General features: G+C 68.3%; 16 protein-coding genes. 7 read left to right on the forward strand and 9 right to left on the reverse strand.

Translation table 11 applies throughout. From position 1 onward, the window contains the following. The first annotated feature begins 75 nt into the window (after positions 1-75). The gene (locus ISP17_RS06250; RefSeq protein ID WP_404631091.1) at positions 76-2,322 is read left to right on the forward strand and encodes a M1 family metallopeptidase; all 2,247 of its coding nucleotides are present in this window, start codon (positions 76-78) and stop codon (positions 2,320-2,322) included. Beyond that, entirely contained in the window at positions 2,322-3,239 is a 918-nt protein-coding gene (locus tag ISP17_RS06255) for a hypothetical protein (protein WP_404631093.1), read from the forward strand. The genes ISP17_RS06250 and ISP17_RS06255 overlap by 1 nt, the downstream gene beginning before the upstream one ends. A 39-nt stretch (positions 3,240-3,278) precedes the next feature. Here the strand turns inward: ISP17_RS06255 and ISP17_RS06260 are convergent, their stop codons facing one another. The 4 genes from ISP17_RS06260 to ISP17_RS06275 form a co-directional block, all read right to left on the reverse strand. Continuing rightward, positions 3,279-3,881: a hypothetical protein gene (locus tag ISP17_RS06260; RefSeq protein WP_404631095.1), complete on the reverse strand. Its 603-nt coding sequence runs from the start codon at positions 3,879-3,881 to the stop codon at positions 3,279-3,281. Further along, positions 3,878-4,417 carry a GNAT family N-acetyltransferase gene (locus ISP17_RS06265; RefSeq protein WP_404631097.1) on the reverse strand — a complete coding sequence of 180 codons (540 nt, stop codon included), beginning with the start codon at positions 4,415-4,417 and terminating at the stop codon, positions 3,878-3,880. The genes ISP17_RS06260 and ISP17_RS06265 overlap by 4 nt, the downstream gene beginning before the upstream one ends. Positions 4,418-4,430: 13 nt before the next feature. Beyond that, positions 4,431-4,901 carry an SET domain-containing protein-lysine N-methyltransferase gene (locus ISP17_RS06270; protein WP_404631100.1) on the reverse strand — a complete coding sequence of 157 codons (471 nt, stop codon included), beginning with the start codon at positions 4,899-4,901 and terminating at the stop codon, positions 4,431-4,433. Between the two features lie 115 nt (positions 4,902-5,016). After that, entirely contained in the window at positions 5,017-5,358 is a 342-nt protein-coding gene (locus ISP17_RS06275) for a ComEA family DNA-binding protein (protein WP_404631102.1), read from the reverse strand. Positions 5,359-5,569: 211 nt separating this feature from the next. On the opposite strand from ISP17_RS06275, the gene ISP17_RS06280 reads away from it, so the two are divergent. The 5 genes from ISP17_RS06280 to ISP17_RS06300 all read left to right on the forward strand — a co-directional run bounded on the left by ISP17_RS06280 (position 5,570) and on the right by ISP17_RS06300 (position 9,994). Then, positions 5,570-6,994 carry a M20 family metallopeptidase gene (locus tag ISP17_RS06280; RefSeq protein WP_404631104.1) on the forward strand — a complete coding sequence of 475 codons (1,425 nt, stop codon included), beginning with the start codon at positions 5,570-5,572 and terminating at the stop codon, positions 6,992-6,994. 58 nt (positions 6,995-7,052) lie between these two features. Beyond that, the gene (locus ISP17_RS06285; RefSeq protein ID WP_404631106.1) at positions 7,053-7,754 is read left to right on the forward strand and encodes a YggS family pyridoxal phosphate-dependent enzyme; all 702 of its coding nucleotides are present in this window, start codon (positions 7,053-7,055) and stop codon (positions 7,752-7,754) included. Positions 7,755-7,938: 184 nt separating this feature from the next. Next, positions 7,939-8,592 carry a C40 family peptidase gene (locus ISP17_RS06290; RefSeq protein ID WP_404631108.1) on the forward strand — a complete coding sequence of 218 codons (654 nt, stop codon included), beginning with the start codon at positions 7,939-7,941 and terminating at the stop codon, positions 8,590-8,592. A 152-nt stretch (positions 8,593-8,744) separates the two neighbouring features. Beyond that, complete coding sequence (gloA, locus tag ISP17_RS06295; RefSeq protein ID WP_404631110.1) at positions 8,745-9,275, forward strand: lactoylglutathione lyase; 531 nt, start codon at positions 8,745-8,747, stop codon at positions 9,273-9,275. Positions 9,276-9,379: 104 nt separating this feature from the next. Next, positions 9,380-9,994, forward strand: coding sequence for a rhomboid family intramembrane serine protease (locus ISP17_RS06300; protein WP_404631112.1), 615 nt, complete (start codon positions 9,380-9,382; stop codon positions 9,992-9,994). 253 nt (positions 9,995-10,247) lie between these two features. On the opposite strand, the gene rapA is transcribed toward ISP17_RS06300, so the two are convergent. The 5 genes from rapA to ISP17_RS06325 form a co-directional block, all read right to left on the reverse strand. Continuing rightward, the gene (rapA, locus tag ISP17_RS06305; protein ID WP_404631114.1) at positions 10,248-13,088 is read right to left on the reverse strand and encodes an RNA polymerase-associated protein RapA; all 2,841 of its coding nucleotides are present in this window, start codon (positions 13,086-13,088) and stop codon (positions 10,248-10,250) included. 72 nt (positions 13,089-13,160) lie between these two features. Then, on the reverse strand, positions 13,161-13,838 hold the full coding sequence (locus tag ISP17_RS06310; RefSeq protein WP_404631116.1) for a Fe2+-dependent dioxygenase: 678 nt from the start codon (positions 13,836-13,838) through the stop codon (positions 13,161-13,163). A 14-nt stretch (positions 13,839-13,852) separates the two neighbouring features. Then, positions 13,853-16,150: a catecholate siderophore receptor Fiu gene (locus tag ISP17_RS06315; RefSeq protein ID WP_404631118.1), complete on the reverse strand. Its 2,298-nt coding sequence runs from the start codon at positions 16,148-16,150 to the stop codon at positions 13,853-13,855. 279 nt (positions 16,151-16,429) lie between these two features. Then, the gene (locus ISP17_RS06320) at positions 16,430-18,550 is read right to left on the reverse strand and encodes a M13 family metallopeptidase (protein ID WP_404631120.1); all 2,121 of its coding nucleotides are present in this window, start codon (positions 18,548-18,550) and stop codon (positions 16,430-16,432) included. A gap of 103 nt (positions 18,551-18,653) precedes the next feature. Continuing rightward, a complete protein-coding gene (locus tag ISP17_RS06325; protein ID WP_404631122.1) occupies positions 18,654-20,777 on the reverse strand; it encodes a M13 family metallopeptidase in 2,124 nt (707 codons plus the stop codon). Positions 20,778-20,884: the final 107 nt, after the last annotated feature.

The raw sequence follows: 20,884 nt of genomic DNA on the forward strand, positions 1-20,884 counted from the left end.
GACTTTTGACAGGGGGTCTTGTCGCTGTCCCGGGCTTGCCCCAGTCTGGCGCATTGCCTGACCACAGGGGGAATCATGGCGTCTTCGAAGCGATCCGGCGGGCTGCTGCCCGCCTTGCTGTTCCTGCTGGCGTGGCCACTCGGTGCGCTTGCCCAGCAGGCCGCGGTGTCCGCACCCGCACCGGCCGCCGCCAGCACGACCGCACCGGCGCCAGCGGCGTCGGTACCCGATGCACCCATTCCGCTGGCCGCTCCCGATGCGGCAGCGGTGAGCGTGCCAAGCGCGCCCGGCGCCTGGGGCGGCGAACGCAGCGGTAGCGAGCCGACACTGTCCGACCGGGTGGTGAGCTACCGTATCGAGGCCGAGCTGGATGCCGCCAAGCATGCGGTGCACGGCACCGAGCAGCTGCAGTGGCGCAACCGCAGCGACCGCGAGGTGCGCAGCATCTACATGCACCTGTACCTCAATGCGTTCGCCAACCAGGGCAGCACCTTCTTCACCGAGCGCGGGGTACTCACCGCGCACGGCAGGGGGCGCGGCAACGCCAGCCTGGAAAAGGGGCAGTGGGGCTGGATCGACCTCAACAGCGTGCGCCAGGCCGACACCGACCTGAAGTACACCTTCGTGCAGCCGGATCACGGCCCGGCCACCGATCGCAGCGTGGTGCGCATCGATCTGGCTCAGCCGGTGCCGGCCGGCGGCACGCTGACGCTGGATATCGACTTCCTGAGCCAGCTGCCGCGGGTGGTGGAGCGCACCGGCTGGTTCGGCGACTTCAACCTGGTGGCGCAGTGGTTCCCGAAGATCGGCGTGCTGGAGCTGCCGGGCGAACGTGGCGCCACCGAGGTGCGCTGGAACTGCCACGAGTTCCACTTCAACAGCGAGTTCTACGCGGACTTCGGCCTGTATGACGTCAAGCTCACGGTGCCCTCGGACTACACCGTCGGCGCGGTGGGCGAGCTGCAGGGCCAGCCGCAGAGCGACGGCGGCAAGACCACCTGGCACTTCGTGCAGGGCGACGTGCACGACTTCGCCTGGGTGGCGGCCAAGGGTTACAAGACGCTGGACGGCACGTACGAAGGGCCCGGCAGCCCGAAGGTGGCGGTGCGGGTGATCTACCCGCCCGAATACGTGGCCAGCGCGCAGCTGGTGCTGAAGGCCAGCATCGATTCGCTGGGCTATTTCTCCAGGACGCTGGGCGCGTATCCGTATCGGACGCTCACCGCCGTGGTGCCGCCGTACAACGCCGGCGAGGCCGGCGGCATGGAGTACCCCACGTTCTTCACCGCCGACGGCTTCAGCGACGTCGAGCCCGGCACGATCAGTCAGTACATGATCGATTTCGTGACCATCCACGAGTTCGGCCACGGCTATTTCTACGGTTTGCTCGCCTCGAACGAGTTCGAGGAGCCGATGCTGGATGAGGGCCTCAACGAGTACTGGGACCAGCGCATGCTGCGCGAGCGCAAACAGGGCATCGACCTGTCCACGCCCTTCATGAACTGGCTGGGCGTGACGCCCTCGATGGACGGCTTCACTCAGGAGCGTCTTACCGCGGGGCTGCGCCAGCCGGCCGACCCGATCGGCGAGAACGCGTGGGATCGCCTGTCCTCGTCCAGCTACGGCACTGTTTACTCGCGCACCGCCACGGCGATGCACGACCTGGAGGAGCGGCTGGGCAAGGACGTGATGGAGAAGGGCTTTGCCGAGTACTACAAGCGCTGGCGCTTCCGTCATCCGTCGGTGGCCGATCTGCGCGCCACGCTGATCGACGTCTCCGGCAAGCCCGACGTGGTCAACCAGGTGTTCGACCAGGTGGCCTACGGCACGGCCTGGGTGGATGACGCGGTCACCGCGATCGACACCGAAGAGGTGACGCCGCAGGCCGGCACCTTCCTCAAGGACGGCCAGCGCAGCGAGCTCGATACCGCGGCACTGGACAAGCAGCTCGACAAGCAGCGCGCCGACTGGAAGAAGGCGCACCCCAAGGCCAGGCCCGGTGAGGGTCCGTTCCCCTGGCGCAGCACCGTCACGGTGCGCCGTTACGGCGCCGGCGCGCCGCAGACGCTGCGCCTCACCTATGCCGACGGCGGCCACGAGGACCTGCGCTGGAACGATGACCGCCGCTGGGTGCGCTTCGTGGTGACCAAGCCGTCCAAGGTGGTGTCCGCCGAGCTCGATCCGGCGCAGACGGTGTACCTGGACGCGAACAAGCTCAACGACAGCTACGCCAGCAAGCCGGACGGCAGCGCCGCCCGCCGCTGGGCGGCCGATGCGGCCGCGTTGCTGCAGAACCTTTATTCCTTGCTGGGGACCCTCTGATGGCCAGGATGAATTCGCGCCGGGTGGACCTCGGCTCGCTCGTCACCGCTCCGTTCGCCGCCATGCAGTGGCGCCTGCTGCTGCTGTGGGTGGTGGTGCTGCTGCTGCCCACGGCGGTGGTCAGCCTGCCGCTGTGGAAATCGCTGGGCGGCCTGCTCGATCACTCCGTGCATGCCGCGGCGTGGGCGCAATCCTTCCACGCCATGATGTTCGGCGACGTGATCATGCAGCTGGCGCAGAACAGCGGCTGGCTGAGCGGGGCCGGCCTCGCCGGCCTGGTGGTCACCGTGGTCCTGCTGCCGCTGCTGCACGGCATGGTGGTGGCGGCCGGACGCGCCGGTCGATCGCTCGGATTCGGTCACCTGCTGCAGAGCGGCCTGATCGAGTACGGGCGGATGTTCCGTCTGATGCTGTGGTCGGTGCTGCCGTATGCGGTGATGATCGGCTTGGGCGGGATGGCGATGTCGGTGGCGCGCAAGCAGGCCGATGTCGCCACGCTGGAATCGCAGGCGCAGGTGGCGCAGCACGCCGCGCTGTGGGTGCTGGGCGCGTTGTTCGTGCTGGCGCAGGCGGTGGTGGAGTCCTCGCGGGCGGCGTTCGTCGCCGACGTGGGTCTGCGTTCGGCCACGCGCGCACTGGGCCGCGGCGTGATGCAGGTGCTGCGCCGCCCGCTGAGCACCTTGCTGAGCTATGTGCTGATCAGCGCGATCGGCCTGGCCATCGCGCTGGCGCTGGGCATGTGGCGCGTGCGCACGCCGGCACTGGGCGCGGGCGGTTTCGTGCTGGCGCTGCTGATCAGCCAGTTCGCCGTGGCGGTCACTGGCTGGATGCACGCCGCGCGCGTGTTCGCGCTGGCTCGCGTGGCTGGATCGCTGCTGCCGGCCCGTCGTGGCGGAGGGCTGCCGCCGGCGCTCTGAGGCATTGCACGACGACGCCGGTGCACCGCGCCGGCGTCGTCAGCCGAGCGTATCGAGGGTCAGTGGATCGACGCCGCGCGCGTCGATCTTCAGCAGCAACACTTCACCGCCGCCGTCGATGCGCAGCCGGCGCGCGTCGTCGTCGGGCAGCCACATCGGCCGGTCGACCGGCAGTGGCCAGCGCGCGTCACCCCATTGAACCTCGGCCCGCCCGGCCAGCAGCCACGCCATCCAGCGGGCGCCGGCGGGAAGCAGCATGGGGCCTTGCAGCGGTCGGGCGATCAGCTCGGCCGCCACGCCCTCGCGGAGGTGCAGGCTGACCACGCGGGTGGCTTCGGCGGGCAGGGCGCGGCCGGTAAACGGCCCGCGCGCAACCTGCAGGCGCAGCAGCGCGCGGGAGTGGCCGTCGTGCTGGTGCAGTTGCAGCGGCGCATCGAGCGGCGTGATCTGGCCCGGTTCCCCGGGGCCGGCGGGGAGTTCGGCGCCCGCTGCCAGCGTGTGCAGGGCGAGTTGCCAGTGCCAGTCATCGGTGTCTTGCGGCGGCTCGCCGGTGACGGTGCCGAGCAGTGGGTGGGATGCCCCGCCCGCGCTTGTCGTCGGGCCGTCAGGCCATGCATCGACCGGTATCGGCCCGACGCTCATGCCCAGGCGCGGCGCGGCTCGCGGATCGGCGGGTAGTAGGCGAACAGGTGCGTGTTGCAGCCGTAGAAATCCATGTTGTCCACGTGCTCGCCGCCCAGTCGCTCGGCCACGCGGTCGGAGGCCTCGTTGCCGATACGCACGAGGCTGATCACGCGCTGCGCGTGCATGGTGTGCCAGGCGAAGTCCAGCACCGCTGCTCCGGCCTCGGTGGCGTAGCCTTGGTGGCGATGTTCGGGCTTGAGCATCCAGCCGAGCTCCAGATCCGGCCAGCCTTCGGGAAACATCAGGCCGGCGCGGCCGATGAATTCGCCGGTGTCCTTGCGCTCCAGCGCCCACATGCCGCAGCCGCGCAGCTGCCAGTGGCCCAGCAGCATCGCCAGCGAGCGCCATGCATTGGTGCGATCCAGCGGCTGGCCGTCGCCGATCCAGCGGGTGCTTTCCGGGTCGGCCAGCATCGCGGCGTAGTCGTTGAAGTGTCGCTCGGTGAGCGCGGTGAGGCGCAGGCGGGCCGTTTCGATGGTGGGAATCTGGGACATGGCCATTCGGTAATCAGCGACGGCTATCCAGCAATCGGCTGAGCGCGAGGGTACTTGAGGCCAGGGCGTCCTCCCAGGCGAAGCCCGTGATTGTCTCACCGGTGGCCGAATCGACAAAATCCTCCGCTTCGCCGGGCGGCAGCAGGTGGCGGTAGTCGACCGTGACTTCGGTGCCGGCCGGCAGGTCGGCGAGCGCGAAGATGAAGCCCAGGTGCCACAGGCCGGTGGGTGAAAAGCTGTGGTTGACGTAGCACTCGTCGGGCCAGTCGGGCGAGACGGTGTAACGATCTTCGAACCAGCGGGCGCTGGCGTAGCGCAGGGGCGCCAGTTCCGGCGAGCTGGTCAGTTCGTCGTGGCGACAGGTGCGCTCGATCGCGTCCGGGGCGGTGATGATGCTGCCGGCGCGGACGGCCTCGTCGAGAAACAGGCCCTGGCCGGCACCGCCGATGGTGGAGGCGGCGATGCGGTAACGCGGAAGAATCATGGCAGGCGCGGCGAGCTGGGCCCGGATCGGGCGCGCCGGAGTGTAGCGCAAGCGTTGCGGGCCATGAGGGGCCCGCAACGCCGCCCCATCCGTGGGTTGGGGAGTCCTTTGGGGGTTACTTGGCGCCGGCCGCGGCCTTGCTCTTGGTCTTGGCTTTGGCGGCCTTCGGCGCCTTGGCCGATGCGCCGGCGGCATTGCCGCTGAACTGGATGGCCTCGCTGTTGCGCTTGAGTGTGGCCGGGCCCATGCCCTTGACCTGTGCCAGATCGTCCAGCGTCTTGAACGGGCCGTGCGCGTCGCGCCAGGCGACGATCGCCTTGGCCTTGGCCTCGCCCACGCCATCGAGCGAATTGGCAATGGTGGCCGCATCGGCCTTGTTGATGTTGACGGGAGTGGCGGCGAACGCGGGCAGGGCGATGGCGAACGCGAGCGCGGCGGCGAACAGGGAACGAAGCATGGCGATCCTCCGTGATGCATGACTGGAGCCGTGATTGGCCCGGTCACTGTGCCCTCGCGCGTCGCCCGGCGGCTGCCGGTGCAGGCCTTGCGTGCTGCGTCATCCGGGCAGGTGCGGCTGTACGCATGCGCTGACTGCGGCGTCAGGTGCGGCGGGCGTCGGGGAGGGCGCTGATACAATGACGCACTTTGCTATATGCGTGGAGTTGCCGATGGATACCACCCGCCTTTCCCGATTCGTCAGCGGACTGTGGGACGACGAGATCGTGCCGCAGCTGGTGGAGTACATCCGCATTCCCAACAAGTCGCCGATGTTCGACAAGGACTGGGTCGCCCACGGCTACATGGACCAGGCCGTCGAGCTCATGTCGACCTGGGCCAACGGCAAGCTGGCCGCGTTCCCCGGTGCCACGCTGGAGGTGGTGCGGCTGGAAGGGCGCACCCCGCTGATCTACATCGAGGTGCCGGGCGAGGGCGACGACACCGTCGTGCTCTACGGCCATCTGGACAAGCAGCCGGAGATGACTGGCTGGGCCGACGACCTCGGCCCGTGGAAGCCGGTGATCAAGGGCGACAAGCTGTATGGCCGGGGCGGCGCCGACGACGGCTACGCGATCTTTGGCTCGCTCGCCGCGCTGCTGGCGCTGCGTGAGCAGGGCATCGCGCACAGCCGTTGCGTGATCCTGATCGAGGCCTGCGAGGAGTCCGGCAGCTACGACCTGCCGTACTACGTGGACCACCTCGCCGAGCGCATCGGCAACCCGTCGCTGGTGGTCTGCCTGGATTCGGGCTGCGGCAACTACGACCAGCTGTGGCTCACCACCTCGCTGCGCGGCATGACCGGCGGCGAGCTGACCGTGCAGGTGCTGGAGGAGGGCGTGCACTCGGGCGATGCCTCCGGCGTGGTGCCGTCGAGCTTCCGCATCCTGCGCGAGCTGCTGTCGCGGCTGGAGGACCCGGCTACCGGCAAGATCCTGCCGCAGGAGCTGTACGTGGACATCCCCGCCGAGCGCATTGCGCAGGCCAAGGCCTCCACCGAGGTGCTGGGCACGGCGATCTACGACAAGTTCCCGTTCGTGGAAGGCATGCGGCCGGTCACCGACGACCTGGTCGAGCTGGTGCTCAACCGCACCTGGCGGCCCCAGCTGGCGGTGACCGGCGCCGGTGGCATGCCGGCGCTGGAGAGCGCGGGCAACGTGCTGCGCCCGCAGACAGCCGTGAAGCTGAGCCTGCGCGTGCCGCCGACCTTGAATGGCTCCCGCGCCGGCGAGTTCGTCAAGCAGCTGCTGGAGAAGGACCCTCCGTATGGCGCCAAGGTGAGCTTCAAGGTGGAGAAGGACGGCAGCGGCTGGAACGCGCCGCAGCTCTCGCCGTGGCTGGCCGAGGCGGTGAAGGAGGCCTCCGAGCACTATTTCGGCGCGCCGGCGGCGTACATGGGCGAGGGCGGCTCGATTCCCTTCATGGGCATGCTGGGCGAGAAGTTTCCGCAGGCGCAGTTCCTGATCACTGGCGTGCTCGGCCCGCATTCCAATGCGCACGGCCCGAACGAGTTCCTGCACATCCCCACCGGCAAGAAGGTGTCGATGGTGGTGGCCGAGGTGGTGGCGAAGCATTACGCGCTGGGAGCCAAGGGCTGAGCCCTCGGCTTCCTCTCGCCATCGGGGAGAGGAGGCCAGAGCGAAGAGCCGCATATCCATGGACTACTCCTACCTCAGCGCCAACTGGACCGCTGTCCGCGCACGCGTCGCCCAGGCCTGCCGCGACGCCGGGCGTGAGCCGTCCGAGGTTGCCATCCTGCCGGTCAGCAAGACCTTCGGCGCCGAGGTGGTGCGCGCGGCGGCCGCGCTGGGGCTGCACCGTTTCGGCGAGAACCGCGTGCAGGAAGTGCGCGAGAAGGCGCCGCTACTGGCCGATTGCGGCATCGAGTGGGTGATCATCGGCCCGCTGCAGACCAACAAGGCGAAGGATGTCGCCCGTCTCGCCCACGAGGTGCAGACGCTGGACCGGGTGGAGCTGGCCGAGGCGCTGGACCATCGCCTGCAGATCGAAGGCCGCGCGCTCGATGTGCTGTTGCAGGTCAAGACGTCGCCGGAAGAGAGCAAGCACGGGCTGTCGCCGGACGACCTCGCGCCGCTGCTCATGCAGCTGCGACGCTTCGACACCCTGCGGGTGCAGGGCCTGATGACCATCGCCACGCATACCGACGACACGGCCGAAGTGCGTCGCTGCTTCCGCCAGCTGCGCGAGTTGCGCGACGCCATGACGGCGGACGGCCACGCACTGCCGCGGCTGTCGATGGGCATGAGCGGTGACTTCGCGCTGGCCATCGCCGAGGGCGCCACCGAGGTGCGCATCGGCAGCGCCATCTTCGGCATGCGGACCGCGACGGTGAGCTGAATCACGTTTGCGCAGGGCAAGGCTGAACGAGACGCCCCCGCAATACTGGCCATCAGGGTTCACTTAACCCCGATCCAACAACCCCGCCGGATCCCTTTGCTAGTTTCGCTGGGTTGTCCCGACGCCGGCGTGCTGGCGAAGGGTTCTGCAAGCCCGCCAAGCTCGTGAGGGGAGTTCGTCCCGCATGCCATTGAAGTCATTGACCGCGCTGGCCGCGCTGGCCATCGCCGTGTTTGCCGCCCCGCTGCAAGCCGACGAAGCCCCCGCCGCCCAGCTGCCGATGAACATCGTGGCGGCCCCTCTTGCCGATGCCATCCCGCTGGTGAGTCCCGCCAATGCGCTGGCGCAGTCCGTGCTGCCGGCCGATCCGTCGGCACTGTTGGTCGCGCCGGCCCAGGTGACGCCGGTCGATGCCGTCACCGATCTGCGCAAGACGCTGGTCGACCTGGCGATGACCCTGCGCCACATCCGCTACGTGCGCGGCGGGCGCGATCCGTCCACCGGCTTCGACTGCAGCGGCTTCGTGCGCTACGTGTTCGCCCACGCGGTCGGCCTGCACCTGCCGTCCAATTCGGCCGCGCAGTTCCTCGCCGGCCTCAAGGTGAACCGCAAGGACATGCAGCCGGGCGACCTGGTGTTCTTCCGCACGGCCGGCCGTCGCGGGCGCATCTCGCACGTGGGTATCTACATCGACAACGGCCGGTTCATCCACTCGCCGTCGCGCGGTCAGACCGTGCGCGTGGACAACCTGGCCGACGCCTACTGGGCGCGGCATTTCGCCGGCGCCAAGCGGCCGGAAGGGATCGCGCAGATCGAGCCGGTCCCCGGCAAGGGCTGAGCTGGCGATCGTCATACACATCCGACACGGCCGCCGCAGGGCGGCCTTTTTTTGTCCGTGTGCCCGTGCGCGACGTGTCGCCGCCGGTTGCGCGCGGCAGCCCACGGCCCCATGTCGAACAGCCGTGTTCCCGTGATTTTTTTGGAGTGCCCATGCCGCTTGCCCCGCTGCTCAACCTGCCCGGCGTCACCGCCGAACCCGAGGCCGCCACCCACGGCTACGTGTTCAACCACACGATGATCCGCGTGAAGGACATCGCCGCCTCGCTGGATTTCTACACGCGCGTGCTCGGCTTCACGCCGGTGCATCGGCAGGAGTTCGCCGAGGCTGCATTCACCATCTACTACCTGGTGCTGCGCGCCGATCGCGAGGCGATTCCCGAGGACGACGCGGCGCGCCTGCAGTGGGTGCTGGGCCAGCCCGGCGTGCTGGAGCTGACCTACAACCACGGCACCGAGCAGCAGCCGGACTTCCATTACCACAGCGGCAACAGCGAGCCGCGCGGCTTTGGCCATCTGTGCGTGACCGTGCCGGACGTGCATGCCGCCTGTGCGCGCTTCGAGGCGCTCGGCGTGCCGTTCCAGAAGCGCCTGGCCGATGGGCGCATGAAGCACATCGCCTTCATCAAGGATCCGGACGGCTACTGGATCGAGATCCTGCAGCCCGCACCGCTTGCGGTGTAATTACCGCCGCCTGCGCACCGGATCAGGGCGCCGCCTGCACGCGAACCGACGGGACGGCGCGCGGTCTGTGATGCCGCTGCCGCCCGCACCCCCAAGGAACATCCATGCCGATCTCCCTCCCGCCGGTCACCCGCAATCTGCTGATCGCCAACGTGGCGGTGTTCCTGCTGCAGCAAGTGATGCCGGGCCTGCTCGGCTGGCTGGCGCTGTGGCCGCTGGGCAGCGGATTGTTCGAGCCGTGGCAGATCGTGACCAACGGCTTCATGCACGGCGGCGTCGCGCACATCGCCTTCAACATGCTGGCGCTGTACATGTTCGGCGGACAGATCGAGCGACTGTTCGGCGCGCGGCACTACACGATCTACTACTTCACCTGCCTGGTGGTGGCCTCGTTGCTGCAGCTGGTGGTGCTGCGCTGGTTCCTGCATGACATCGACACGCCGACGGTGGGTGCCTCCGGCGCGATCTTCGGACTGCTGCTGGCGTTCGGCATGATGTATCCGCACGAGAAGGTGTACTTCATCCTGCTGCCGATCCCGATGCCGGCGTGGCTGTTCGTGATCCTCTACGGCGGGCTGGAACTGCTTTCCGGCGTGTTCGGCTGGATGCCGGGAGTGGCGCACTTCGCGCACCTGGGCGGCATGCTGGGTGGCTGGCTGCTGATCCAGTACTGGCGCGGGCGCTTCCCGATCAAGCCGCGGCGACGATTGCTGCGCTAGGACGATGCGCGACGCGCGCGCCGCGCACTGCTGAGCCGGTGAGCTCCCGGACTTCGGCGATAGCGGGCGTCAGCGTCGACTCTTGGCGGCGGTCGACGGATGTCGTCGAGAGGCGTTTCGACTTCGCTTGCCTGCGCAAGCGACGCTCAGCGCAAACGGGTGGCGTGTGCCGGTGATGGGCACGCATCCCGTTGGATCAAAAGCAACAACGGCGGCCGATGACCGCCGTTGTTGTTTGCATCGGCGCAAACGCTCAGCGCAGCGCGAGGAAGTCCGCGCTGACCACGAAGCGCACCGCATCCAGTCGCAGCCGCGACTTGGGCAGGGCCTCCAGCAACGCATCGCGCTCGGCCTGCACTATGGCGATTTCGCCGGCGCTGATCGACGGATTCACCGCACGCAGCGCGTGCAGGCGAGCCAGTTCGGTATCAAGCGTCTCGGTAGCCAGCGCGGTGGCTTCGGTCACGCGCTCGGCGGCACGACTGCCGGCAGCGGCTTCCGCCTTCTCCAGCATCGGCGGTACCAGCTTGTTGAGGAACTTGCGGTAGCGCGCCACCTCGATGCTGCGGTCAGCCGCCTTGCGCAGCGCGATCTCGCTGGGCTGGAAGTCGTCGCGCTCGGCGAGCCTGGTGTCGATGGTGACGACGATAGGTAGCGTGGGCAAAAAGCGCTCGGCATCGAGTCCGCGGTCGGCCACGCATTCGAGCAGGTAGACCGCCTGCAGCAGTGCGCTGCGCGGACCGAGCACGTCGTCGACCATGAAGGCCGCGTTGCCCTGTTCGCCGGAGAGCGTGAGATCCATCGCGCCCATCACCAGCGGGTGATCCAGCCGCAGCAGCGGCAGCTCCTCGCGGGCCAGCGCGAGGTCGCGATCGAAAGTGACCGACACCGGGCCGTCTGCGAAGCCGGGCAGGGCGTCGGTGGAGAGATATTGCGGATCGAGCAGCAGCACCTTCGGCCCGAGCTCCTCGGCGTGGATGCCGAACTGTTCCAGCAGGCGCTGCACGAAGGCATCGCGTGAGGGATCGACATCCTCGCGGCGGAACGCCTGACTCAGCTCCTCGGCGTGCAGGTCGCGGCTGGCGGCCAGCTCCAGCAGGTGGTCGCGGCCGGCGCGGATCAGCTCGGCCAGTTCCTCGTGGGTGGCGTGCGTCTCGGCGATCAGCACGTCCAGCTCCTGGTCGCGGCCGTCCGCACTACGGGCATGCTCGCTGGCCAGCTCGGCCAGCGGCTCGCCGTAGCGGCGCAGCAGCTCGCGGCCGTCGGCCGGGCTGGAGCGGAACGCGTCCAGGCCCTCGTCGTACCAGCGCGCCAGCACGTGCTGCGCGCTGCCCTCGACGGCGAGGATGTGGATGGCGATGTCGTGCTGCTGGCCGATGCGGTCGAGGCGGCCGATGCGCTGTTCGAGCAGGTCCGGATCCAGCGGCAGATCCCACAGCACCAGGCGGTGGGCGAACTGGAAATTGCGTCCTTCCGAGCCGATCTCCGAGCACAGCAGCAGGCGCGCACCGTCGGGCTGGGCGAAGAACGCCGCGTTGCGGTCGCGCTGGATGATGCCCAGCCCTTCGTGGAAGCGCGCCAGGCCGGCGCCGGTGCGCGTGCGCAGGGCCTCTTCCAGCGCCAGCACCTTGGCCTGGCTGCGGCAGATCAGCAGGAACTTGTCCTGCGGGTGTTTCTCCAGCAGGTCGACCAGCGCCTGCAGGCGTGCATCTTCACTGTAGTCCAGCGCGAGGATTGGCGCGGGCTGCTGGATATCGGCGTGGAACTCGGCCAGCAACGACTGGCGCGCGCCGTCGTCCAGCAAATCCGGATCGAGCAGGTGCCACACGGGCACGCGCTTGGGAAAGCCACCGATGCCGGCGCGCCGGTTGCGGAACATGGCCCGGCCGGTGCCGTGGCGGTCGATCAGCGCGGCGAGGATGGCGCGCGCGTGCTCGGGCTTGATCGTCTCGGCCAGCTGCGCGGTGAGCTCGGCGTCGCCGGCCAGCGCGGCGGCCAGCATGCTGCGCTGGTCCACGCTGAGCGGCTGGTTTTCCAGCAGGCGGTCGGCCACCTGCGACAGCGCCTGGAAGGTGTCGGCCTCGGCGAGATAGGCATCCAGGTCGCTGTAGCGCTGCGGATCGAGCAGGCGCAGGCGGGCGAAGTGGCCGCTGCGGCCGAGCTGCTCGGGCGTGGCGGTGAGCAGGATCACTCCGGGCGTCTGTGCGGCGAGCTTTTCCACCAGCGCGTAGCGCGGGCTGGCCGCTTCCGGTGTCCACTCCAGATGGTGCGCCTCGTCGACCACCAGCAGATCCCAGCCGGCATCGAGCAACTGCTGCGCGCGCTTGGGCGAGGACTCCAGGAAGCCGAAATCGGCAATCACCAGCTGCTCGTCCTCGAACGGATTGCTGCCCGGCTCGGACTGTTCCAGCGCCTCGCAGCGCTCCTCGTCGTAGATCGCGAAGCTGAGGTTGAAGCGGCGCATCAGTTCGACAAACCACTGATACACCAGCGTGTCCGGCAACAACACCAGCGCGCGCGTGGCGCGGCCGGTGGCGAGCTGGCGGGCGAGGATCATGCCCGCTTCGATCGTCTTGCCCAGGCCCACTTCGTCGGCCAGCAGCACGCGCGGCGGACGGCGCGCCGCGGCGATGCCGGCCACGCGCAGCTGGTGCGGCACCAGGCCCACGCGCGCGGCGGCGAGGCCCCAGGTGGGCGAGCGACGGGCCTCGGCGCGGCGACGCAGGGCGTCCAGGCGCAGCTCGAACTGCGCCACCGGATCGGTGCGCCCGCCGATCAGCCGATCGTCGGCCTGGCTCACGCTCTGCTCGTCGTCGAGCTGGCCTTCTTCCATCTCGCGGCCTTCGCCGCGGTAGACGAACAGGCCCTCGCGCACGTCCACGCGCTCGACCAGGAAAGAGATGCCCTTGCCGGCGATGCGCTGGCCGGGACGGAACTCGGCGCGCACCAGCGGCGCCGATTCCATCGCGTAGGGCCGCAGTACGCCGGCCTTGGCAAACAGCACCTGCACGCCGCGTCCCTCGACGCGCAGCACGGTGCCCAGGCCCAGTTCGGGTTCGGCGGTGGAGATCCAGCGTTGACCAGGTACGAACATTGCGAAACCGCGTGGTGACAAAGGCCGACGATTATCCGCCCCTTGTCGCGCGCAGGGAACAGCAAGCGACAATCAGGTCTCGGACCATTCGCGCAGCAGGTTGTGGTAGACGCCGGTGAGCTGCAGCACCGCCGCCGTATCGGCGCGGCTGGCACGCAGCGCCTGGATCGCCTGGTCGAGCTCGAAAAGCGTGCGGCGGCGGCGCTCGTCGCGCACCAGGCTCTGCACCCAGAAGAACGCCGCCACCCGCGCGCCGCTCGTCACCGGTGCGACCCGATGCAGGCTGTTGGCCGGATAGACCACAAGGTCGCCGGCCGGCAGCTTCACCGCGTGCTCGCCGTAGGTGTCGCTGACGATCAGCTCGCCGCCGTCGTAGCTGGCCGGATCGGCGAGGAATAGCGTGCCGGCGATGTCGCTGCGCAGCTGGTTGCCATCGGGCAACGCCATCACTGCGCCGTCGACATGGAAACCGTATTCGCCGCCGCCCTCGTAGCGGTTGAAGCGCGGCGGCAGCATGCGCAACGGCAGCGTGGCGGCGTGAAACAGCGGATGCCGCGCCAGCGCCGACTGCACCTGCGCAGCGAGTGCGTGGCGCAGCGCCGAGGCGTCCGGCAGTTGCCGGTTGCGCTTCACTTCGCGGCCCTGCGCGCCCACCGTCTCGCGGCCGTCGGTCCAGTCGGCGTCGTCCAGCGCCCGTCGCACCTGGGTCAGCTCGGCAGGATCCAGCACGGCGGGGAGGTGCAGCAGCATGGTTCTCGGTCCGGTCAGAAGCGGAAGTTGGCGGTGAGCATCGCCGATCGCGGCGTGCCGGGCGTGTAGCGATAGCCGCTCTTGTTGATCGCGGCCACGTAGCGCTTGTCGAACAGGTTGTACAGGTTGAGCTGCACGCTCAGGTGCTGGTTCACCGGCAGGCTGGCCACGGCATCGAACACCCAGTACGCCTCGGTGGAGGTCGGCGTGCCGATGGCGCCATCGGTGCCGCGCTTGAGCCCGCCCACGTAGCGCGCGCCGCCGCCGAGGGTGAGGCCGGAGGTCCAGCGGTAGGTGGTCCAGCTGGTGAAGGCCTGCTTCGGGGTGTAGGCGAGATCGCGCGAGCCGTCGCTGCTCACCACGGCGCCCTTGAGCACGGTGGCATCCATCGTGGTGAAGCCGGCGCTGATCGCCCAGTGCTCGGTGAGCCGGCCGACCGCGCCCAGTTCAACGCCCTGCACGCGCTTGCGGCCGATCTGGTAGTACTGCTGGTCCACCGGATCCTGCACCAGCTCGTTGCTGACGGTGGTGCGATAGAGCGCGCCGGTGAGCAGCAGCTTGCCGGCGAGCACGTCCCACTTGCTGCCCACTTCCACCGTGCGGGCCTTCTGCGGGTCGAGGCTGGGGTTGTCCGCGCTGTTCGCCGCGCTGCTCAGGGTGAGCGTATTGCCGCCCGGCGGCTCCTGCGATTGCGCGACGTTGACGTAGATGCTGCCGTTCGCCGCCGGCTTGTACAGCACGCCGAGCTTGTAGTTGGGGAGGTTGCCGGAGGTGCGCGTGTCCAGCCCTGTCACCGGCGTGGCGGCCGGCAGGTTGCCGCAGGCCGGCGCGTTGCGTGCGCCGCACAGCACGGTGCTTTCGAAGTCGGTGGTGTAGTGGTCGAAACGTGCGCCGGCATTGATCTTCCAGCGTTCGCCGAAGCTCAGTGTGTCGAAGGCGTACACCGCCGCCGTGCGGGTGACGCCGCGACTGCGCGCGCCGGTGCGACCCACCAGCAAGCCGCCGACGTCGGCATCGGGCGCATACAGGTTTGCCGCGGGGAGCTTGCTGCCGCCCAGTGCGGCCTGGCCGATCGCGCCAGCTTCCTCGCGCGTCAGTTCCACGCCCAGGCTCAGGTCGTGGTCGACGTGGCGGCCTTCGGCATGTACGCGCAGATTGGTCTGGTTGGTGAGGATGCGGTTGGTCTGGTCCTTGAACGTGGGCAGGTCGCGGGTGATCGTCCAGGTGGTCGGATCGGAGGGCTCAGGCGTGAGCAGGTTGGCCGCGGTCGTGCGGTAGGAGATCAGTTGGTAGTCCTGGTGGGTGCGCGCCCAGCGTGCGGTGTTCTGCAAAGTGACGTCGGGCGAGAAGTCATGTTGCACGATGGCGGTGAGCATGTCCGAGCGCACGTCATCGTGATCGCCCAGGGTGCCGTAGAAGTTCGACGGGTCGACCGGCGCGGCGTCGTCCAGGAAAGGGCGCGTCGGGTCGGGCGTGCCGTAGCCGGGCAGGCCGATGGTGGGGACGCCGCCATCAGGACGGTTGTGCTGGGTGACGTGCAGCGCATCGAGATAGACCCGCGTGGCCGTCTTCAGGCCGAACGCCAGCGAGGGAGCCACGCCCCAGCGCTTGTTGCGCACGTCGTCGCGGCCGGGCACGCCGCTGTCCTGGCCCAGCACGTCGAGCCGGAAGGCGGCAGTGGGCGACAGCGTCTCGTTCCAGTCGGCCGTGGCGCGGCGCTGGGTGGCGCTGCCGTAGGCGATGGAGCCGGACAGCGCATCGCTCGCCATCGGCTGCTTGCTGACCAGGTTGATCGCGCCGGTGGGCGCGGTGCGGCCGTAGGTGGTGCCGTCCGGACCTTTGGTGACCTCGATCTGTTCGAGGTTGAACACGTCGCGCGAGTAGGAGCCGAGGTCGCGCACGCCGTCGACGAAGATGCTGCCGGAGGTGTCGAAGCCGCGCATGGTGATGCCGTCACCGGTGGTGGTGGTGCCGTTCTCGCCGGCGTAGAAGGTGCCCACGCCCGGGCTGTTGCGCAGCGCCTCGGTGAGCGTGGTGGCGCCCTGCTGCTCGATCAGGTCGCGACCGATCACCTGCACGGTCTGCGCGGTATCCAGCAGCGGCTGGGTGTACTTGGGCGAGGACAGTTCGTCGACGCGGTAATCCGGGCCGCGGTTCGCCTCCACCTTCAGGCCCGGCAGGCTGCGTGCCTGGCTGACCTGGGCAGTGGTTTCCACGTCGGTTGCCATGACGAGGGAGGGGGCGAGTGCCAGCCCGGTGAGCAGGGCGGCGGTGGTGGGAAGGGCGTGCTTGCGCGACGTGATGAAAGCCATGCGGATTCCTTGCTGCAACGGTCTGCCGCCGGGGATGCAGGCGGCCGCTGCGCAGGCCGGCCGGCACCGTTCCGCGCGGCCGGCTGGCCGTGCGGAGGGAGGCGGAAAACGGGTGGTGCGCTGGCGACGGGAGCGGGCTGGGCGCGGAGTCGCCATGGTACTCAAATGAGAATGATTTGCAACACGAGCGTCGCGGCGGGCACAAAAAAACCCCGCACTCGCGTACGGGGCTTCGGGCATCCGACACCGCCCGAGGGCGGTGTCGTCAGCGCTATCGCCTTACCAGATCTTCACCTGCTGATCGCCGGTGCGCACCATCGCGTCGCCCGGCTTGCACTGGAACGCCGCCGCGAAGGCCGGCATGTTCGACGGGGCACCGATCGCGCGCAGCGAGGCCGGTGCGTGCGGATCGGTGTTGAGCTGCAGCAGCGCCTGCTTCTCGCGGATGCTGCCGCGCCACACGCGCGCCCAGTTGAGGAAGAAACGCTGGTCCTGGGTGTAGCCGTCGATCTTCTTGCCGGCTTCTTCCGGATGGTTCTTCAGCGCGACCTGCAGTGCGTCGTAGGCCACGGCGGTGCCGCCCAGATCGGCGATGTTTTCGCCCAGGGTCAGCTTGCCGTTGACGTGTGCGTCCGGCTTGTCCTTGATCGGCGTGTACGCGTTGAACTGCGCGACCAGCTTGTCGGTGCGGGCGTCGAACTTGGCGCGGTCTTCCTTGGTCCACCAGTTCTTGTTGTTGCCGTCGCCGTCGAACTGGCTGCCCTCGTCATCGAAGCCGTGGCTGGCCTCGTGGCCGATCACCGCGCCGATGCCGCCGTAGTTGATCGCGTCGTCGGCAGTGGCGTCGAAGAACGGCGGCTGCAGGATCGCGGCCGGGAAGTTGATCGTGTTGTCGGTCGGGTTGTAGTACGCGTTGACCGTCTGCGGGGTCATGCCCCACTCCTTGCGGTCGGTCGGCTTGCCGATCTTGTCCACGTCGTAGCGGTAGTTGTACTTACCGGCGGCCATCACGTTGGCGTAGAAGTTGTCCGGGGTGATGCTGAGGCCGGACCAGTCGCGCCACTTGTCGGGGTAGCCGATCTTGGGCAGGAAGGTGTTCCACTTGGCGATCGCCTTTTCCTTGGTCTCGGCGCTCATCCAGTCGAGGTTCTCGATGCGCGCCTTGAGGGCGTTGCGCACGTTGTCGACCAGCTCCTGCGCGCGGGCCTTGGCCTCGGGCGTGAACTCCTGCTTGACGTACAGCTCGCCCAGCGCCATGCCCATGCCGCCGTTGACGGTGCCGAGCACGCGCTTCCACAGCGGCTTCTGCTCCGGCTGGCCGGAGAGGGTCTTGCCGTAGAAATCGAACTTGTTGTCCGCGAACGCCTTGGTCAGGTACGGCGAGGCGTCGTCGGCCACGTGGAAGCGCAGGTAGGCCTGCCACTGGCTCACGGGAGCCTTGGCCAGCAGCTTGTCGAACTCGGCGAAGAACTTCGGCTGCGACAGCGAGAAGCCCTTGTCGATGGTGACGTCCTGCGCCTTGAAGAAGTTCTCCCAGTTGAAGTGCGGGGTGACCTTGTCGGCGTCCTTGACGCTGACGAAGTGGTACTGGGCCTTCGGGTCGCGCAGCTCCACCGGGGCCAGCGAGGCCTTGGCCAGCTCGGTCTCGAACGCCATCACCTGGTCGGCCTGCTTCTTCGCGTCATCGGCGGACACGCCGGTGAGCTCGAGCGTCTTGGCGATGTAGTCGAGGTAGGCCTTGCGCTCGTCGGCGTGCTTCGGATCGAGGTAGTAATCCTTGGTCGGCAGGCCCAGGCCGCTCTGGAAGGTGTAGCCGATCTGCATGTCGGCGTGCTGGAAGTCGGCGCCCGAGCCGAACGAGAACACCTGCTGGTCGCCATCGGCGAAGCTCTTGACCAGGTAGTTGGCCACGTCGGTGCCGTTCTTCAGCGCGGCGATCGCGTCGAGCTTGGGCTTGATCGGGTCGAAGCCGGCCTTCTCGCGGGCGGCCTCATCCATGCCGGACTGGTACAGGTAGCCGATCTTCTGCTCGATCGAGCCGGCCGGCGCGCTGGCGGCGTTCTTGGCGGCGTTCTCGACGATGGTGTGCTGGGTGTTGAGGCTGTCCTCGGCCAGCTTGTCGAACGCGCCCCAGCGGCTGCGATCGTTCGGGATCGGGTTGGCGGCGACCCACTTGGCGTTGACGAAGCCGTTGAAGTCCTGGCACGCGTTGATGCTGGTATCGATGTCGCTCACGTCGAACACGCTCTTGGGTGCCGGCGCGGCAGCCGCGGTGGCGGCGGTGCCGGCCTTGGCCGGAGCGGCAGCCGGAGCGGCGGCCTGTTCCTGCTTGCCGCAGGCGGCGAGCGAGAGCGCGAGGCTGACGCCGAGCGCCAGGGGCTTCATGTAGTTTTTGGTCATGGATATCTCTCTGATGGAACGGAAGCCGCCACGCGGGCGGACGACGGGTGGAAAAAGGCGGCGGCCGGATCGCCACGCTGGGCGATCCGGCCGTCGAGGGCGCTTACCAGATCTTCACCTGCTTGTCGGCCGGGCGGACCATCGGATCGGTCGGCTGGCACTGGAACGCGGCGGCGAAGGCCGGCATGTTCGACGGCGCGCCGATGGCGCGGAATTTCTCCGGCGAATGCGGATCAGCGTTGAGGTACACCATCTGCGCCTTGTCGCGGATGTTGCCGCGCCACACGCGCGCCCAGTTGAGGAAGAAGCGCTGGTCGGCGGTGTAGCCGTCGATCTTGGCGGTGGCCTCCTCGGGGTGCTTCTTCAGCGCCGCCTGCAGGGCGTCGTAGGCGATGTTGAGGCCGCCCAGGTCGGCGATGTTCTCGCCCAGGGTCAGCTTGCCGTTCACGTGCAGCTCGGGGTGATCGACGATCGGCGCATAGCCGTTGAACTGCTCGACCAGCTTGTCGGTGCGGGCGTCGAACTTGGCGCGGTCGTCCTTGGTCCACCAGTTCTCGTTGTTGCCGTCGCCGTCGAACTGGCTGCCCTGGTCGTCGAAGCCGTGGCTGGCCTCGTGACCGATCACCGCGCCGATGCCGCCGTAGTTGATCGCGTCATCGGCGGTGGCGTCGAAGAACGGCGGCTGCAGGATCGCGGCCGGGAAGTTGATCGTGTTGTCGGTGGGGTTGTAGTACGCGTTGACCGTCTGCGGGGTCATGCCCCACTCCTTGCGGTCGGTCGGCTTGCCGATCTTGGCGATCTCGTAGTCGTAGTTGAACTTCGACGCCGCCTGCATGTTGGCGTAGTAGCCGTCCTTGCCGATGGCCAGGCCGTCCCAGCTGCGCCAGTTGTCGGGATAACCGATCTTGGGCAGGAACTTCGACCACTTGTCGAGCGCCTTCTGCTTGGTGGTGTCGCTCATCCAGTCGAGGTTTTCGATGCGCGCCTTGAGCGCATTGCGCACGTTGTCCACCAGCTCCTGCGCGCGGGCCTTGGCCTCGGGCGAGAAGTACTTGGCCACGTAAAGCTGGCCCAGCGCCTCGCCCATCGCGCCGTTCACGGCGTTGAGCGAGCGCTTCCACTGCGGCTGCTGCTTGGGCTGGCCGCGCAGGGTCTTGCCGTAGAAGTCGAACTGCGCATCCACGAACGGCTCCGACAGCGCCGGCGCGGCGCTCGAGATCATCCGTGCCTTGAGGTAGGCCTTCCACTCGTCCAGCGGCGCCTTGGCCAGCAGCTGGTCGAACTCGGCGAAGAACTTCGGCTGCGACAGCGAGAAGCCCTTGTCGACGGTGACGCCCTGCGCCTTGAAGAACGCGTTCCAGTCGAAGTGCGGAGTGATCTTGTCGGCCTCGGCCACGCTCACGAAGTGGTACTGGTTTTCCGGCTTGCGCATCTCCACGCGGGGCACCGAGTGTTTCGCCAAGTCGGTCTCGAACTTCATTGCCAGCGCGGCCTGCTTGCTGGCGTCGGCGGCGCTGGAGCCGGTGAGCTCGAACAGCTTGGCGAGGTACTTCACGTAGGCGTCGCGCAGATCCTTCTGCTTGGGATCGCTGTAGTAGTCCGGCGTGGGCAGGCCCAGGCCGCTCTGGCGGCCGTAGGCGATCTGCATCTTGGCGTCCTTGAAGTCCGCACCCGAGCCGAAGCGGAATACCGCGCCATCGCCCTTGGCGAAGGACTGGCCGAGCCAGCCGGGCAGGTCCTTGTTCGACTTCAGCGCGTCGATGCCGGCCAGGTCGGGCTTGAGCGGGTCGAAGCCGGCCTTGTTGCGCGCGTCCATGTCCATCGAGGAGTGGTACAGCCAGCCGATCTTCTGCTCGATCGAGCCGGACTTGGCGCTGTCAGCGCCCTTGTCCGCGGCGTCCACCAGGTCGTGCTGGTTGGCGAGGCTCTTCTCGTAGAGCACGTTGAACGAGCCCCACGAGGTCTGGTCATCCGGAATCGGGTTGGCGGCAACCCACTTGGCGTTGACGAAGCTGTTGAAATCCTGGCAGGCCAGATTCGGCTGGCCCAGCTCGCTGACGTCGAACACGCTCTTGGGCGCGGTCGGCGCGGCGGCGGCCACCGATGCCGCCGTGGTGGCCTTGGCCGGTGCCGGCGCCGGGGCGGTGTCGTCGTGCTTGCCGCAGGCGGCGAGCGAGAGCGCGAGGCTGACGCCGAGCACCAGCGGTTTCATGTACGGCTTGGTCATGGATGTCCCTCAGTCGAAAGGTGACCCGCAGGCAAGGCGCGCCGTGCAGGCACTGACCGGCCCCCCCGGGCGGCAGTCATGACTTTTCACGCTAGGTCAAGAGTCAT

The sequence above is a fragment of the Dyella ginsengisoli genome, from assembly GCF_044904665.1.
GTDB lineage: Bacteria > Pseudomonadota > Gammaproteobacteria > Xanthomonadales > Rhodanobacteraceae > Dyella_A > Dyella_A ginsengisoli.